Raw genomic sequence first — 16023 nt, forward strand, 5'->3', positions numbered from 1 at the left:
ACAGGAAGAACCATGAGACGACGTTGTCTGATCGCGGGCGCCACGGCCTTCGGCCTGGTGGCCGGAGCCGGCGCCCTGGCGCTGCCCGCGGCGAACGCCGAGGAGCCGGCAGTGCTCCTCACCGAGGACTTCGAGGACGGCGCCTTCGGGCCGCTGGTCCAGAACGGCGGTGCCGCCCTCTCGGTGGTCGACGCCGACGGCGACAAGGCGCTGCTGGTCACGGGCAGGGCCAACGACTACGACGGCATCAAGACGCCGGCGAACCTCCTGCAGGCCGGGGGCACCTACTCCTTCTCGGCGCAGGTGAAGCTGTCCGCCGCCCCCGGGACGACGACGTCGGCACGCTTCGTCGTCGAACCCGCATACAGCTGGGTGGGCAACACCACGGTGTCGGCCGATGCGTGGACCACGGTGAGCGGCACGTTCAACGCCCCTGCGGGTGCCGACCCCGCCACACTGCGCGCCTACCTCGGGACAGGAGACCTCGGTGCGCCCTACGACTACCTCGTGGACGACGTCGTGATCACCGGCACCGCCGGGCCCGGCGACGGCGGAGCCTGGGAGCCCACGCCGGATCCGGCCTTCATCCCCGGCGGGGCCGCCAACCCCACCACCACGCCTCTCGCCTCGGCCCGCGGCACCGGGAACGTCGTCGCCCTCACCTTCGACGACGGCCCCAACCCCGGAGAGACCGCCGCGGTCCTCGACCTCCTGAAGGACAAGGGCATCACCGCGACCTTCTGCGTCATCGGCCAGAACGTGCAGGCGGACGGCGGGGCGGACCTGCTCCGGCGGATCGTCGCCGAAGGGCACACGCTGTGCAACCACGGCACGTCCTACGCGGACATGGGCTCGTGGACGCAGGCGCAGGTCGAAACGGACCTGAAGGAGAACCTCCGCATCATCCGCGCCGCCGCGGGTGACCCCGCCCTCCCGGTGCCGTATTTCCGGGCGCCGAACGGCAGCTGGGGTGCCACCGGCGAGGTGGCCGCGGCGCTCGGCATGCAGCCGCTCGGCCTCGGGAACGTCATCTCCGACTGGGACGGCAACGACCTCAGCGAGACCACGCTCACCGAGAACCTCCGCCGGGCCTTCACGCCCGGTGCCGTGGTGCTCGCGCACGACGGCGGCGGCGACCGGTCCACCACGGTCAAGGCCGTGGCGACCGTCGTGAGCGAGAAGCTGGCCGAGGGCTGGACCTTCGCCCTGCCGACCGGCGGCGCCGGGCAGGCGACCGGGGTCACGAGCGGGTTCGAGACCGGGACGGACGGCTGGACGGCACGGGGCGACGGCGTGCAGGTCAGCGCCGGCAGCGATGCCCGGACCGGGACCGGCAGCCTGCTCGTCACCGACCGCACCCAGCCCTGGCACGGCGCGGCCCTCGACGTCACCGCAGGACTTCCCGTGGGATCAGCGGTGGAGGTGTCGGTCTGGGCGACACTCGCTCCGGGCCAGACACCCGCCTCCCTCAAGGTGTCCGTGCAGCGCGACAACGGCGGTGCAAGTGCGTACGAGGGTGTGGCGGGCGCCGCGGCGACCGTCACGGCCGACGGCTGGACGCAGCTGAAGGGTACCTACACCCTCGGGGCGGCAGCCGACAAGGCGCAGATCTACGTCGAGGGGCCCGTCGGCGTCGACTTCCTCCTCGACGACTTCAGCCTCGCCGCCTTCGGCGAGAAGCCCATCCAGACCGATGTGCCCGGGCTCAAGGACGTCCTCGGGGCGGACGGGATCGAGCACGTCGGTGTCGCCGTCGACGCCCGGGAGACCGTGGGGACGGCGGCGGACCTCGTCCGCAAGCATTTCAACGCCATCACCCCCGAGAACGCGGGCAAGCCCGAGAGCGTGCAGCCGGTCGAGGGTCAGTTCTCCTTCGCCCAGCTGGACCAGCTGCTGGACTTCGCCGATGCCAACAACGTGCAGGTCTACGGACACGTGCTCGCCTGGCACTCGCAGACCCCGGCATGGTTCTTCAAGGACGGCAGCCGCGACCTGACGGACAGCCCTGCCGATCAGGCACTGCTGAAGGCCCGCATGGAAGCCCACATCAAGGGCATCGCGGACCACATCGACGCGCGCTACCCCGACGGAGACAGCCCCATCTGGGCCTGGGACGTCGTCAACGAGGTCATCGCCGACGGAGACACGGCCAATCCGCACGACATGCGGGACAGCCGGTGGTTCCAGGTGCTCGGCGAGGGCTTCGTGGACGAGGCCTTCCGCCTGGCGGACCGCTACTTCCCCGACGCGGCCCTGTTCATCAACGACTACAACACCGAGATGCCGGAGAAGCGCGCCGACTACCTCGACCTGATCCGGGCACTGGAGGCGCGCAGCGTGCCGATCGACGGCGTGGGGCACCAGGCCCACGTGGACGTCGCCCGGCCGGTGGAGTGGCTCGAGGACTCCATCGTGGCCGTGGAGCGCCTGAACCCGGAGCTGCTGCAGGCCATCACGGAACTCGACGTGAACGCCTCCACGGAGAACCAGGGCGCCGATGTCAGCGGCGCCCCGCAGGATCCGTACAGTCCGGCGTTCGAGGACGACGCGGACGCGGCGGCCGAGGTCGGGTACTACTACCGCGACCTGTTCGCGATGCTGTGGGAGCACAACGAGTCCGTCGACTCGGTGACCTTCTGGGGCATCAGCAACGCCCGCACCTGGCTGCGCACGTGGCCGATGGCCCGGCCGTGGGAACAGCCGCTGCCGTTCGACGACGACCTGCAGGTCACCCCGGCGTACTGGGGCATCGTCGATCCGTCCCGCCTGCCCGCGCGGCCGGCCGACGTGCTGCCGCCCCGGATCGCCGGCCAGTCGGACGTCCAGGCGGTCTCCAACGGTGCCAGCGGCGCGAAGGTGAAGTACACCCTGCCGTCCGCCATCGACACCCTCGACGGGGCGGTCCCGCTGGACTGTGATCCGGCGTCGGGCTCCCGCTTCGTCATCGGTGTCACGACGGTCACCTGCACCGCCACGGACGAGGCGGGCAACACCCGCACCAGCTCGTTCGACGTCGTCGTGACCCGCAAGCAGCCCGGAAAGCCCTGATACGGTCCCGCGGCCGCCTCGGCCGGCACGACGAAGCCCCTGTCCTCTCCGGAGGGCAGGGGCTTCGTCGTCGGTGTCCGTCAGGAGGCGTAGGCGCCGAGGAGCCGCACGGAGCCGCCGTCCACGCCCTTGGCGCCCTGGACGTAGTCAGGTCCGTCTGTGCTCCCGCTGCCGGTCACCTGCACGCTGCCCATCACCCAGGACGGGACGCCGGCCGCGTTCAGCTGGGCCAGGGCGGCGTCGGCGCCCGTGGCCCCCACGATCGCCACCATGCCGACGCCGAGGTTGAGGGTGCGCTCGAGGTCCGGCAGAGGGACGGACCCGAGCTGCGAGACGATCGTGAAGATCGGGGGAAGCCCCCAGGTGGAGCGGTCCACGGTGGCCTCGAGCCCGCGCGGCAGAACGCGGGCGAGGTTCGCCGCGAGCCCGCCGCCGGTGACGTGGCTGAACCCGTGCACCTGCGCGGCGTCGTTCCGGGCGAGGGCGAGGCAGTCCGCGGCGTAGACCCGCGTGGGCTCGAGCAGTTCCTCGCCGAGCGTCCGCCCGAGTTCGGAGACCTGCCGGTCCAGCGACCACCCGGCCTGGTTGATGACGCGGCGGACGAGGGAGTAGCCGTTGGAGTGCAGGCCGGAGGAGGCCATGCCGATCACGACGTCGCCCGCCCGGACGCGCTCGGGGCCGAGGACGCGGTCCGCCTCGACCACGCCGGTCGCGGCTCCCGCGACGTCGTACTCGTGCTCGCCGAGCAGCCCCGGGTGCTCCGCGGTCTCCCCGCCCACCAGGGCGGTGCCGGCCACCGAGCAGCCGGCCGCGATGCCGCGGACGATGTCCGCGATCCGCTCGGGGACCACTTTCCCGCACGCGATGTAATCCGTCATGAACAGCGGCTCCGCGCCGACCACCACGATGTCGTCCACGACCATCCCCACGAGATCGAACCCGATGGTGTCGTGGATGTCCATGGCCTGCGCGATCGCGACCTTGGTGCCCACGCCGTCGGTCGACGTCGCGAGCAGCGGGCGCGTGTAGGTGAGGAGGCGGGAGACGTCGAAGAGCCCGGCGAAACCGCCCACCCCGCCGATCACCTGCTCGCCGTGCGTGGCCCGGACGGCGTCCTTCATGAGCTCGACGGCGCGGTCACCCGCTTCGACGTCCACTCCTGCGCTGGCGTAGGTGATCGGGTGGGGCGCGCTCATACCCGCTCCTTCTTGTCGTCGTCGGTCAGTACGGCTTCGAATTCGGCGTCCGGCCCGGGATCGCAGCCCACCGCACCGGACCGGTCGGCCGGGTCGAGGCGCTCGAGCAGGTTCTTGCCCAGGCGGTCGCCGCCGGGCAGTTCGATGGGGTACGTCCCGGTGAAGCAGGCCGTGCAGAGGCGCTCGCGGGGCTGCTGGGTGGCATCGATCATGCCGTCCTCGGAGATGTAGGCGAGGCTGTCGGCGCCGACGGACTTGCTGATCTCGTCGATCGCCGCGCCGTTCGCGATGAGCTCCGCGCGGGACGCGAAGTCGATGCCGTAGAAGCAGGGCCAGCGCACCGGCGGCGAGGAGATTTTGACGTGGACCTCAGCGGCGCCGGCCTCGCGCAGCATCCGGACGACGGCGCGCTGCGTGTTGCCGCGGACGATGGAATCGTCCACCACGATGATGCGCTTGCCGCGGATGACGGATTCGAGGGCGTTGAGCTTGAGCCGGATGCCGAGCTGGCGCAGCGTCTGGCTGGGCTGGATGAACGTGCGGCCCACGTAGGCGTTCTTCACGAAGCCGTGGGCGAAGGGGATGCCGGACTCCTCGGCGAAGCCGACGGCGGCGGGCGTCCCGGACTCCGGGACGGGGATCACGATGTCCGCTTCGGCCGTGTTCTCGCGGGCCAGCTGGCGGCCCATCTCCACGCGGGCCTCGTACACGGAGCGCCCGGCGATCGCGGCGTCGGGTCGGGCCAGGTACACGTACTCGAAGACGCAGCCGGCGGGGGTGGGGGAGCCGAAGCGGCTGCTGCGCACGCCGTCCTCGTCGATCGCGATGAACTCGCCGGGCTCGATCTCCCGGATGAAGCTGGCGCCGACGGTGGCGAGGGCCGCCTGCTCGGAGGCGACCACCCAGCCGCGCTCGAGCCGGCCGAGGACGAGGGGGCGCACGCCGTAGGTGTCCCGGGCGGCGTAGAGCGTCCCCTCGTCCATGAACACGAAGCAGAACGCGCCGCGGATGCTCGGCAGCAGCGCCAGGGCCGTCTGCTCGAGGGAGCGGTCGTCGTCCCCGGCCAGGAGCGCGGTGACCAGGGCGGTGTCCGTGGTGTTGCCCTGCGCCATCTCGCCGGCACGCGGCTTGCCGTGGCGGGCGAGGACCATCTGGTGGAGCTCGGCCGAGTTGGTGAGGTTGCCGTTGTGGGCGAGGGCCACGGTGCCCGCCGCGGTGGCGCCGAGGGTGGGCTGCGCGTTGGCCCAGTGCGAGGACCCGGTGGTGGAGTAGCGGCAGTGGCCGACGGCGATGTGCCCGGTCAGGGTGTTGAGCGTGGACTCGTCGAAGACCTGGGACACGAGGCCCATGTCCTTGTACACGTTGATCCGGTGGCCGTCGCTCGTGGCGATGCCCGCCGACTCCTGGCCGCGGTGCTGCAGCGCGTACAGGCCGTAGTAGGCGAGCTTGGCGACCTCCTCGCCGGGCGCCCAGACTCCGAAGACGCCGCAGGCGTCCTGGGGTCCTTTTTCGCCGGGAAGAAGATCATGGGAGAGGTGTCCGTCGCCGCGCAGCATGCCGCCATTCTCTCACGGTACGGTGTGCCGCCCTTCTTCCGGCCCCGTTCATTTCGTGCTGGCCAGCTTCCCGATCAGCCGTTCCATCCGGGCGATCCCGACGAATCGCCCCGCGTTGTCGGTCACCAGCAGCGGAGCGAAGCGGGAGCCGGCCTCCCGGGTCACGGAGCGGGCGAGGGCCTCGTCGATCGGGGTGTCCACGTTGACGACCAGGCCGGTGGTGACGACTCCCAGGCGGGCCGCCTCCTCGGTGAGCACCGCCCGCGGTCTCCGCCCGTCGAGGAGCACGACGTCGGTGAGGTCCGGGTCGTTCGTGAACAGGGCCGCCGCCGCGCCGGGGGAGGGTGCGGTCGGCGCCGGTTCGACGACGCCGCGGACCGTCGACGCGGTGGCATCGCGCGCCCGGGTGGACAGACGGAGCGCGAGGTCGAGGTCGAGGCCCTGCCAGGGCGGCGCGGGCCGGCCCAGCAGGTACCCCTGCACGAGCGGGACCCCGAGGGCGGTCAGGGTGTCGAGTTCCTCGATCCGCTCGATGCCCTCCGCGAGGATCCAGGCGTCGACCCTGCCGGCGAAGAGTCCGATCATCTCCATCAGGGCACGCTTGGCCTCGTCCGTGTCGATGCCGCGCACCAGTTCGCGGTCCATCTTGATGATGGCCGGCCGCAGCGCGAGCAGGTGCTGCAGGCCCGCGTAACCGGACCCGGCGTCGTCGACGGCGATCATGGCACCGGCCGCACGCAGGGCGTTCAGGTGCGGTTCCAGGTGGAGGTAGGAATCGATGGGTGTCTGCTCCGTCAGCTCCACGACGACGCCGCCGAGGGGCCCCTGGTCGGCCCAGACCTGCCGCACCTCGGGTGAGGCGAGCAGGGCGGGCGAGACGTTCACGGTGAGGAAGCAGTTCGGCGGGAGCGTTCCCCGGTGCACGAAGGCGCTGCGGAGCGCCGCCGCTTCGAGGTCCGCCGCACGCCCCGCGCGCCGCGCCCGGGCGAACCACGCCTCGGGATCCTTCTCGCCGTACGCCGGGAAGCGGACGAGGGCCTCGTAACCGACCACCGTGCCGCGGGCGGTGTCGATGATGGGCTGGTAGGCGGAGGTGATCCCCTCACCGAGGCACGCGGCGGCCAGCTCGGCGGACTCCCGCGCGGCCACCGTCCGGTCGAGGGGCTCCACCGGGAGCGGGCTCAGGCGGTGGCCATGCTGCCGCGGACCGCGCCGACGAGCTCGGGCGTGATCTCCGTCAGGCCGTGGGCCGAGGCGGCGTGGGCCCCCACCGCGGCGAGGATGTCATCCTCCGTGCTGCAGATCCAGCGGGCGTCGCAGCCCGGTACGACATCTCCACATGCGAATAGCTTCATGGCACAGTCCTCTTCTCCCGCTCGATGGCTCCCCCATCACGCCTTACTGTCGTCACCCCGGCCCGGGGTGTAAGCAGCGGCATCCGCCGGTGGAGGGTCTCAGGCGTCGTCGTCCGTGCGCTCCGCCCGCGCCCGCTCGGCGCGCCTGATGCTGCGGCGGTCGATGACGAGCACCAGCAGCGCGGCGAGGAGCAGCCCGGGCAGGGCGAAGGCCACGGTGAAGAACCCGAGGACGGACTCGCGCGTGAGGGTCGGATCCTCCGGGCCGGTGTAGGCGAGCACCAGGGCCGCGAGGAAACCGAGGATCGCGCCGACCGCCATGAAGGGCACGAACTTCGGCGCCCGGCGGACGGTCACCTCGCGGACGGCCGGTGTGAGCGGCGGCGCGTCCGCGGGCGGGACGTCGCGGACCGGTGTGTCCGGGAGATCGGCCGGTCGGTCCGCCGGGACGGGCCGAGCGTCCGCGGGTGCCTGATCGTCGCCCCGCTGGTCCGGCTGGTCGGGGGAGGTGTGCGGCTGCTCGGAGGTCATGCTTTAAGGCTACCGGGCGTCAGCGTTCCAGCCGCACGAGCTGGTAGCCCGCCTCGTCGAACACCGGGGTGTAGTCCGTTCCCGGGAACCGCTGCTCGGCGTGGGCCTCGGCGTCGGCCGGGCGGGTGGCACCCCAGCTCCAGTCGTCGGCGTCGACGATCAGGTAGTCGGGCGCGGGGTTCGTGTTGCCGAGCCAGTACACGCGCGTCTCCGGCACGAGGTACGCCATGAGCACCACGCCGCTCTCCACCGTGGAACCCTCGGGGATGAGGCCCATCATGCGGTGGGCGGCGTCCCAGCGCGCGGACTGACGATACGTGTCCGCCTCCGCGAGGACGGCGAATTTCTGGCCCGGCAGCAGGACCAGGCAGGCGGCGACGGCGGCGGGCACCCCCAGCAGCGCGGCGGACCGCACCCAGCGGCGGCGGTCGCTCCGGAGGGAGTGCACGCCGTCCACCAGGCCGAGGAAGAGCACGGGCATGAGGACCGCGCTGTAGTGCCACTCCGGCCCCCAGTACCCCTCCTGGCCGGAGGCGAACCGCCACAGCAGGGTGGGCAGGAGGACCAGGCTCAGCGACGAGCGCAGGAACAGGACGCCGCCGGCGAGCAGGAGCAGCAGGAGCGTCTCGTGTTTCGCGGTGCCGGTGAGGAGGCCGACGACGGCGCCGGCCGGGTCCGCGATCATCGCACCGGCGTCGATCCGGTCCGAGTAGTCGTACTGGCCGGCGGCGTTGAGCGCCGGCAGGATCACGCGCACGGAGAGGACCAGCCACAGTGCCCCCCACACCGCGAGCCACAGGCCGGCGACCGCCCGCAGCCGCCACGCGACGACCAGCCCGAGGGCCATCACGGTGAGCCCGAGGTCCTCCTTCACGAAGACGAGGAGGCCGCCCCAGAGGACGGCGGGCAGCACGCGCCGCGCCAGCACGGCTTCGAGGCTGAGGGCCAGGAGCGGCACGGCGAACGCGATCTCGTGGAACTGCGCGGCGACGGCGGACTGCAGCCCCCAGGACAGCGCATAGGCGATCCCGACGGCGATCCCGGCGGCGGACCCGAGGAGCCGCATGCCCGTGCGCGCGACGACCGCCACGGACAGCCCGAGGAGCAGGTTCTGCACGATCAGGAGGGTCAGGCCCGACGGCGCGACCGCGTACGCGGGTCCCAGCAGCACGAGCAGCGGGTGGAAGTGGTCACCCAGGAGGTTGAAGTCCTCGCCCTTGATGGGGACGATCGGGGCACCGGCGCCCGCATAGGCCTTGGCGAGCTGCGTGAAGATCCCGAGATCCCAGGACGGCGACTCCAGCCGGTTCCACTGGGTGACGGAGAAGACGGTGTAGAGGAGGGCGGCAGCGACACCCGTCAGCCAGGCGCCGGGCGGCTGCCGGCGGATCGCCGCGGCCGAGCGCCCGCGGAGGGTGGCGGGGCGATCCCGCCGCTCCGGTTCCCGGTCCGGGTCGACGGCGTGTCTGCTGCGGGACGCCGTCGTCCGGCGCGGCGCCGATCCGGCACCGGGCACCGGGCCCACCTGCGCTGGGCCCACCTGCGGCGTCAGGCCGGCGCTCGGGGCGTCACCGGTCACGGGCGGCGCCCGACGACGGGCAGCCAGGCGCTCAGGTCGGCGCGCCCGCCGGAGGCCGCCACCTTGCCCGCCGCCACGGCGTCCGGCCACGCGACGGCCCCGGTGACGAGCGCCAACCAGGTGGTGGCATCGGTCTCCACCACGTTCGGAGGCGTACCCCGGGTATGGCGGGGCCCCTCGACGCACTGGGTGACGCCGAAGGGAGGGACCCGCACCTCGACGCTGTTGCCGGGGGCGAGCTCCGCGAGTTCCTCGAGGGTGAACCGTACCGCCATGGCGAGTTCGGAGCGGCCGGCCGAGCCGTCGGCCACCTGTGCCAGGGCGCGGTGGCCGTCCTCACCGGTGATGCGTCGTCGTGCCATGCGCTGCCGCGCCTAGTCGAGCAGGGCCAGGACGGGGGCGGCGAGGCGCAGGCTGCCCACGGAGCGGCCCCCGCCGAGGACCGGGGAGACGACCTTCTCGAGGGTGGCCCCGACCTTCTCGGCGTCGATCGCACCGGATGCCGCGAGGAGCGTGAGGCCCACCAGGGTCGCCGCGCGGGCGTTGCCGTCGAGGACCTTCAGGGCCAGGGTCGCGCCGGTCGGGGCGGCGAGGACGAGGACGCCCTCGGCGCCGCTCTTGGCGAGCACGCCGAGATCCTCCATGACCACGGAGTTCTCCATGCCGGCGCCGTGCACGGCCCAGGGGTAGTCCAGCATCGCGGTGGCGATCGTCGCCGCCCGCGCGTCCGCGTGCTTGTCCGACGGTGCCTTCGCGATCTTCCCGATCCCGCGGGCGAGGCCCGTGAGCGAGACGGCGGCGACGGGCGCGCCGCACCCGTCCACGCCCCAGGCGGAGACGGACTCCTCCGTGTACTCCTCGATGACGGAGGCCACGGAGCGCTGCAGCGGGTGGGTGGGGTCGAGGTACGTGGCGGTGTCCCAGCCGTTCTCCGTGCAGGCCCACAGGAACGCCGCGTGCTTGCCGGAGCAGTTGAAGGCGATGCGCTGCTTGCCCAGGCCGCCGCGGACGAGTTCGTTGCGGGCCTCCTCGTCCTGCGGCCAGTCCGCAGGGCACTGCAGGTGGTCCTCGGTGACGCCGGCGGCGTCGAGCATGGTCCTCACCACGTCCATGTGCTCCCTGCTGGCCACGTGGCTGGCCGCCGCGAGGGCCACCTGCGGTCCGCGCAGCGGGACCCCCGCCTTCATGCTGGCCAGCGCCTGGAACGGTTTGAGCGTGGACCGCGGGAAGATCGGGCTCGTGATGTCCCCGAGCCCGGTGACCACGGAGCCGTCGGCGGCGAGAACGACGGCGGCCCCCACGTGGCGGGACTCGATGAAACCGTTGCGTTCGAGGACGGCGAAGTCCACGGCGTCAGCCGTAGTGAAAGTGGAGGGCATGGTCCCAGTATTCCCTATCCGCTGCGGCGACCCGCGGGGATCCTCCGTCGACATGGCTGCGCCCACCGGAGAGGACGGTCATCCGGTGGGCGCAGGTCGGGGAGCTGCCGGCGGCTACGTCACGGTGAACTGCACCGACTGCCAGCCGGACGCGCCGTCGGGGACGGTGTCCGCGCGCTCGTCGGTCTGGAGGCCGTCGACGGCGTCCGTGGCCCGCGCCCTGACCGTGTGCAGCCCGGACTCGAGGGAGACCTCGTGCGACCACTGGCGCCAGGTGTCCACGGAGGCCTCGGCGGCGAGCGTGACGGCCTCCCAGTCGCCGCCGTCGATCGAGACCTCGACCGCGGTGATGCCGCGCTGCTGGGACCAGGCGACGCCGCCGAGCATCACGGCGCCGCCGTCCACCTGCGCGAAGGACCTCGGGACCTCCACGCGCGCCATCGTCTTGATGGGCCCCCGCTCGGACCAGCCGCGGTCCGTCCAGTACGCCGTCCGGTCGGCGAAGCGCGTGACCTCCAGGTCCACGACCCACTTGGTCGCCGAGACGTACCCGTACAGGCCGGGGACCACCATGCGGACCGGGAAGCCGTGCTCCACGGGCAGCGGCTCGCCGTTCATGGCGACGGCGAGGATGGCGTCGCGGTCGTCCTGCAGCACGGGCAGGGGAGTGGAGGCGCTGAAGCCGTCCGAACTCGTGGACAGGACCATGTCCGCACCGTCGAGCGGCCGGGCCCGGGCGAGGACGTCGCGCAGCGGGTAGCCGAGCCACTTCGCGGTCCCGGCGAGGTAGCCGCCCACGGGGTTGGAGACGCAGGTGAGGGTGATGTGGCGTTCGACGAGATCGGCGTCCAGGAGGTCCTGGAACGTGAGCTCGAACTCCTCCTCCACCAGGCCGTGCACGCGGAGCACCCAGTCGTCGGTGGTGAGCTGCGGGACGCTGAGCGCCGTGTCGATCCGGTAGAAGTCGCCGGTCGGGGTGACGAAGGGTGTCACGCCCGCCACGGGCGACTGCACGCCCGCGGGCAGCGCCGGCGCGGGACTGGCCGGAGCCGGGAACTGCAGGCTGTCCCGGAGCGCGGCGACGTCGTTGCGCGCCCCCGCGAGCAGCCGGCCCCCGCCGGCGGCCACGGCAGCGACGACGGCGGTCACGCCTGCGGCGGCGAAGAACCCGCGGCGCGAGGTCGTGCCCGCGCCCGGTGCACCGGCGATCGGTGGTGCGACCGCGACGGCCCCGGTGCGTGCGCCGTCGTCCCGGTCGGTCCCATCGGCCTCCGCGACGGCCGGCCGGCCGGCGGCGTCCCCCGACGCGGGACCGTCGGGCGAGGGAACGACGGCCGCGTGCCGCAGGCGGGCGATCAGCAGCCGCAGCGCCAGCAGGCCCGCGGCGGTGCCGACGGCCGTCGGGAGGGCATCGGGCAGGGCGGCACCGGCCCGGGTGAGGACGCAGGCCAGGATGACGGCCCCCATGAACAGCACCCCGACGACGCCGAGCGCCCACCGCCGGAACGCCACGATGCCGAGGGCGGCCGCCAGCAGCACGATCGTGATGCCCATGCCGACGAGCAGGGCGAGCTTGTCGTCGGTCCCGAACGTCGCGATGGCGAAGTCCTTCATCCACGGCGGGGTGAAGTCGATGAAGGTGGATCCCATGGCGATGACGGGGGTGGCACTCGCCCGGAAGAAGGCCCCGGCGAGTTCGGCGACGCCGAGCACCACGCCGGCGGCGATGATGCCGGCGAGCGCGGCCAGCAGGGGGAGGCCGCGGCGGGACGTCGAGAGGTTGCTCATGGGAAGTATTCGGAGAGGTCCGGAGACCGTATGGGTGGCGCGGGTCGCCGTAACAGGAGCCGTCCCTGTGTCCGGCCGGTAGCCCCTCCAGTACGCTGTCCTACTGTGAAGGTTCTTGTACTGGGCCCCGGAGGCCGCGAACACGCCATCGTCCGGGCCTTGCTGGCCGATCCCTTCGTCCGGGAGGTGCAGGCCGCCCCCGGCAACGCCGGGATCGCCGGGGACGTCCCCACCCACGACATCGACGCGAACGATCCCGCCGTCGTCGTCGGCCTGGCCCGTCGGCTGGGCTCCGACCTCGTGGTGATCGGACCCGAGGCCCCGCTCGCCGCCGGCGTCGCGGACGCCCTGCTCGACGCCGGGATCCCCGTCTTCGGGCCGACGCGGGCCGCCGCGCAGCTCGAGGCCTCCAAGGCCTTCGCCAAGCAGGTCATGGCCGCCGCCGGCGTGCCGACCGCGATGGCCCGCGTCGCCGCGACGGACGAGGAGGCCGACGCGGCGCTCTGCTCGTTCGGCGCGCCCTACGTGGTGAAGGACGACGGGCTCGCCGCCGGCAAGGGGGTGGTCGTCACCGACGACCTCGACGAGGCCCGCGCCCATGCGTCCGCGTGCTTCGCGGCGGGAGGCACCGTGGTCATCGAGGAGTACCTCGACGGACCCGAGGTCTCGCTGTTCGTCCTCTCCGACGGCCGCACCGTGGTCCCGCTGGCACCCGCGCAGGACTTCAAGCGCATCCACGACGGCGACCAGGGCCCCAACACGGGCGGCATGGGCGCCTACTCGCCGCTCGAGTGGGTGCCCGCCGGCCTCGTGGACGAGGTCATCACGCGCGTGGCGCAGCCCGTGATCGACGAGATGGCGCACCGCGGCACGCCCTTCGCGGGCGTCCTCTACGTCGGCCTGGCACTCACATCGCGCGGCATGCGCGTCATCGAGTTCAACGCACGGTTCGGGGACCCGGAGACGCAGGCCGTCCTCGCGCGCCTGACCACACCGCTGGGCGGGGTGCTGCTCGCCGCAGCCAAGGGCGCCCTCGACCAGATCGACCCGCTCAACTGGTCGCCCGAGACGGCTGTCGCCGTCGTGCTCGCCTCCGAGAACTACCCCGACGCCCCGGTCACGGGCCGGCGCGTGCGCGGGCTGAAGAGGGCCGCGCAGGTGGAGCGCGCGCACGTCCTGCACGCCGGCACCGCCCTGCGGGACGGCAAGGTGGTGAGCTCCGGCGGCCGGGTGCTGGCCGTCGTCGGGGTCGGGGACTCCCTGGCGGACGCGCGGGCCACCGCGTACGAGAGCCTCGGCCGGATCGACCTCGCGGGCGGGCAGTTCCGCACGGACATCGCCCTCAAGGCCTCCCGCGCGGAGATCGCGGTCACGGGCCCCGCGACGGCCACGGCATGAGCACCTTCGCACCGGAGCATCCCGACCTCCCGGGCTGGCGGCACGTCTACTCCGGCAAGGTCCGCGACCTGTACGAGCCGGAGGACGGCCGCGACGACGTCGTGCTCGTGGTGGCGAGCGACCGCATCAGCGCCTACGACCACGTCCTCGCCACCGGGATCCCCGACAAGGGGCGCGTGCTCACGCAGCTCAGCCTCTGGTGGTTCGAGCGGCTCACCGGCATCCCCAACCACGTGATCGCGTCCGACGCCGCCGGTGGCGTGCCCGCCGCCGTCGAGGGCCGGGCGATGATCTGCCGCCGGCTCGTCATGTACCCGATCGAGTGCATCGCCCGCGGCTACCTGACCGGCAGCGGGCTGCTGGAGTACCGGCAGTCCCGGACCGTCTGCTCCCTGCCGCTGCCCGAGGGCCTCGTGGACGGCTCCCGGCTCCAGCCGGCCCTCTTCACGCCGTCGGCGAAGGCGGAGGTGGGCGAGCACGACGAGAACATCACCTACGACGCCGTCGTCATGACGGTGGGCGACGACACCGCGGCGCAGCTGCGGTCCCTCACCCTCGACATCTACACCGCGGCGGAGGCGATCGCCCGGGAGCGCGGCATCATCCTCGCCGACACGAAGGTGGAGTTCGGCCTCGATCCGTACACCGGTCTGATCACCCTCGGTGACGAGGTGCTGACGCCGGACTCCTCCCGCTTCTGGGACGCCGCCCTCTATGCCCCCGGGCAGGCGCAGCCCTCCTTCGACAAGCAGTTCGTCCGGGACTGGCTGACCTCCGACGCCTCCGGCTGGGACCGGCAGTCGGAGCCGCCGGCGCTGCCCGCCGACGTCGTCGAGCGCACGCGCGCCCGCTACATCGAGGCCTACGAGCGCCTGACGGGCCGCACCTTCGCCTGAGGCGCGTCACGCCGGACGTGGCGCCGTTCCCGGCTTCAGGGGTAGGCCCCTGCTTCTGCGGTGTGGCGCGCCGGGACACGCTCCTCCGGGTGCGGAACCCGTGCACGACGGCGTCCGAAGCAACGACCGGCCGACGCCACGCCGGACCACGGGGACGATGCCCGTGAGCGGATCGTTGTCGACTCGGTCCGATCTGCAGTTCGGCCGGTCGGCCCGGCTTTCTCCGAAAGCTTCATCCGACCCCGCGCCGTGCGGATCCTCAGGGCGACGATCGGCGCCGATCCATCGAGGAGCACCGTGAACAGCACCCAGCACAGCACCCACCGCCCGACCGTTACCCGACGCGCTGCCCGGGCGGCCGTCGCCCTCGCCGCGACCGCCGTCCTGCTGCCGGCGGCGGGCGCCGTGGCCGCACCGCCGACGCCGTCTCCCCCGGCGTCGGTGTCCTCCCATCGGCAGCAGGACACCAGCATCCCGCTGCCCGGCGCATCCTCCGCCGAGGGCATCGCCAGAGGCAAGGGGTCCACGTTCTACGCGGGAGACCTCGGCCGCGGCGACATCTTCCGCGGCGACCTCCGGAAGGGGACCGCGGAACTCTTCATCGACGCACCCGAGGGCAGGGCCGCCGTCGGCCTCAAGGCCGATGTGCGGAACGATCTGCTGTTCGTCTCGGGGGGAGCGACGGGCCGGGCGTACGTCTACGACACCGACACCGGGGCGGAGGTGGCCGACCTCCTGCTCGCCACGGGCAGTGCATTCATCAACGACGTCACGCTCACGCGGGACGGCGCCTACTTCACCAACTCCCAGGCCGCGGAGCTGTACTTCGTGCCCGTGGGCGACCACGGGGAGCTCGGGGAACCGGAGACGATCGCCCTGTCCGGCCCGGCCGCGGCAGTGACACCGGGTTTCAACCTCAACGGCATCACGTCGGTGGACCGCGGCAGGACGCTGATCGTGGCGCACTCGGCGAACCAGGCCCTCTACACGGTGGACCCGGAGACGGGCGTCAGTGCGGACATCGTGACGGGCGCGCTCCCGAACGTGGACGGCATCCTGGCCAAGGGGGACACCGTGTTCGCCGTCCAGAACAGGATCAACCAGGTCAGCCGGATCGACCTGTCGAAGGACCTGACCCGCGGCGAGGTCGAGGACGTCATCACGAGCCCGCTGTTCGAGGTGCCGACGACGGTGGCCCTGTTCGGCAGCACGCTGGCACTCGCCAACGCGAAGTTCGGCGTCGTCGATCCCGATGGCTACGAGGTGGTGACGGTCTCCGCGCGCTGACCGCGGCCGG

Annotated in this window: 13 protein-coding genes; 4 read left to right on the forward strand and 9 right to left on the reverse strand. The window is 72.6% G+C overall.

Annotation, left to right across the window (positions count from 1 at the left end; translation table 11 throughout):
* Positions 1-12 precede the first annotated feature (12 nt).
* A complete protein-coding gene (locus tag CXQ92_RS18425; protein ID WP_219815719.1) occupies positions 13-3048 on the forward strand; it encodes an endo-1,4-beta-xylanase in 3036 nt (1011 codons plus the stop codon).
* Positions 3049-3128: 80 nt separating this feature from the next.
* Here CXQ92_RS18425 and purM read toward each other — a convergent pair whose 3' ends face one another.
* From purM to CXQ92_RS12500, 9 genes are all read right to left on the reverse strand, one after another.
* Positions 3129-4244: a phosphoribosylformylglycinamidine cyclo-ligase gene (gene purM, locus CXQ92_RS12460; protein WP_104168011.1), complete on the reverse strand. Its 1116-nt coding sequence runs from the start codon at positions 4242-4244 to the stop codon at positions 3129-3131.
* Complete coding sequence (gene purF, locus CXQ92_RS12465) at positions 4241-5800, reverse strand: amidophosphoribosyltransferase (protein ID WP_104168012.1); 1560 nt, start codon at positions 5798-5800, stop codon at positions 4241-4243. The genes purM and purF overlap by 4 nt, the downstream gene beginning before the upstream one ends.
* A gap of 48 nt (positions 5801-5848) precedes the next feature.
* Complete coding sequence (locus tag CXQ92_RS12470) at positions 5849-6970, reverse strand: EAL domain-containing protein (protein WP_258069891.1); 1122 nt, start codon at positions 6968-6970, stop codon at positions 5849-5851.
* Positions 6971-6981: 11 nt separating this feature from the next.
* Complete coding sequence (locus CXQ92_RS12475) at positions 6982-7155, reverse strand: DUF1059 domain-containing protein (RefSeq protein WP_104168014.1); 174 nt, start codon at positions 7153-7155, stop codon at positions 6982-6984.
* A 99-nt stretch (positions 7156-7254) separates the two neighbouring features.
* Complete coding sequence (locus CXQ92_RS18685) at positions 7255-7686, reverse strand: hypothetical protein (protein WP_258069892.1); 432 nt, start codon at positions 7684-7686, stop codon at positions 7255-7257.
* A gap of 19 nt (positions 7687-7705) precedes the next feature.
* On the reverse strand, positions 7706-9265 hold the full coding sequence (locus CXQ92_RS12485) for a DUF2079 domain-containing protein (RefSeq protein ID WP_181033647.1): 1560 nt from the start codon (positions 9263-9265) through the stop codon (positions 7706-7708).
* Entirely contained in the window at positions 9262-9627 is a 366-nt protein-coding gene (locus tag CXQ92_RS12490) for a sterol carrier family protein (RefSeq protein WP_104168016.1), read from the reverse strand. The genes CXQ92_RS12485 and CXQ92_RS12490 overlap by 4 nt, the downstream gene beginning before the upstream one ends.
* A gap of 12 nt (positions 9628-9639) precedes the next feature.
* Positions 9640-10644, reverse strand: coding sequence for an asparaginase (locus CXQ92_RS12495; protein WP_104168017.1), 1005 nt, complete (start codon positions 10642-10644; stop codon positions 9640-9642).
* Between the two features lie 114 nt (positions 10645-10758).
* Positions 10759-12432, reverse strand: coding sequence for a molybdopterin-dependent oxidoreductase (locus CXQ92_RS12500; RefSeq protein WP_104168018.1), 1674 nt, complete (start codon positions 12430-12432; stop codon positions 10759-10761).
* 105 nt (positions 12433-12537) lie between these two features.
* On the opposite strand from CXQ92_RS12500, the gene purD reads away from it, so the two are divergent.
* From purD to CXQ92_RS12515, 3 genes are all read left to right on the forward strand, one after another.
* A complete protein-coding gene (purD, locus tag CXQ92_RS12505) occupies positions 12538-13830 on the forward strand; it encodes a phosphoribosylamine--glycine ligase (protein WP_104168019.1) in 1293 nt (430 codons plus the stop codon).
* Positions 13827-14726 (forward strand): phosphoribosylaminoimidazolesuccinocarboxamide synthase, encoded by a 900-nt coding sequence (locus CXQ92_RS12510; protein WP_104168020.1) that lies wholly within the window; start codon positions 13827-13829, stop codon positions 14724-14726. The genes purD and CXQ92_RS12510 overlap by 4 nt, the downstream gene beginning before the upstream one ends.
* Before the next feature lie 297 nt (positions 14727-15023).
* A complete protein-coding gene (locus CXQ92_RS12515) occupies positions 15024-16013 on the forward strand; it encodes a hypothetical protein (protein ID WP_104168021.1) in 990 nt (329 codons plus the stop codon).
* The last annotated feature ends 10 nt before the right edge of the window (positions 16014-16023 follow it).

Origin of the sequence: Arthrobacter sp. SX1312, from assembly GCF_002929295.1 — a bacterium.
Classification (GTDB): domain Bacteria; phylum Actinomycetota; class Actinomycetes; order Actinomycetales; family Micrococcaceae; genus Arthrobacter_D.

Coding starts and splice junctions, on each gene's coding strand:
- CXQ92_RS12495 (WP_104168017.1), bottom strand. CDS start 10,644: ATGCCCTCCACTTTCACTACGGCTGACGCCGTGGACTTCGCCGTCCTC.
- purF (WP_104168012.1), bottom strand. CDS start 5,800: ATGCTGCGCGGCGACGGACACCTCTCCCATGATCTTCTTCCCGGCGAA.
- CXQ92_RS18425 (WP_219815719.1), top strand. CDS start 13: ATGAGACGACGTTGTCTGATCGCGGGCGCCACGGCCTTCGGCCTGGTG.
- CXQ92_RS12490 (WP_104168016.1), bottom strand. CDS start 9,627: ATGGCACGACGACGCATCACCGGTGAGGACGGCCACCGCGCCCTGGCA.
- purM (WP_104168011.1), bottom strand. CDS start 4,244: ATGAGCGCGCCCCACCCGATCACCTACGCCAGCGCAGGAGTGGACGTC.
- CXQ92_RS12500 (WP_104168018.1), bottom strand. CDS start 12,432: ATGAGCAACCTCTCGACGTCCCGCCGCGGCCTCCCCCTGCTGGCCGCG.
- CXQ92_RS12510 (WP_104168020.1), top strand. CDS start 13,827: ATGAGCACCTTCGCACCGGAGCATCCCGACCTCCCGGGCTGGCGGCAC.
- CXQ92_RS12475 (WP_104168014.1), bottom strand. CDS start 7,155: ATGAAGCTATTCGCATGTGGAGATGTCGTACCGGGCTGCGACGCCCGC.
- CXQ92_RS18685 (WP_258069892.1), bottom strand. CDS start 7,686: ATGACCTCCGAGCAGCCGCACACCTCCCCCGACCAGCCGGACCAGCGG.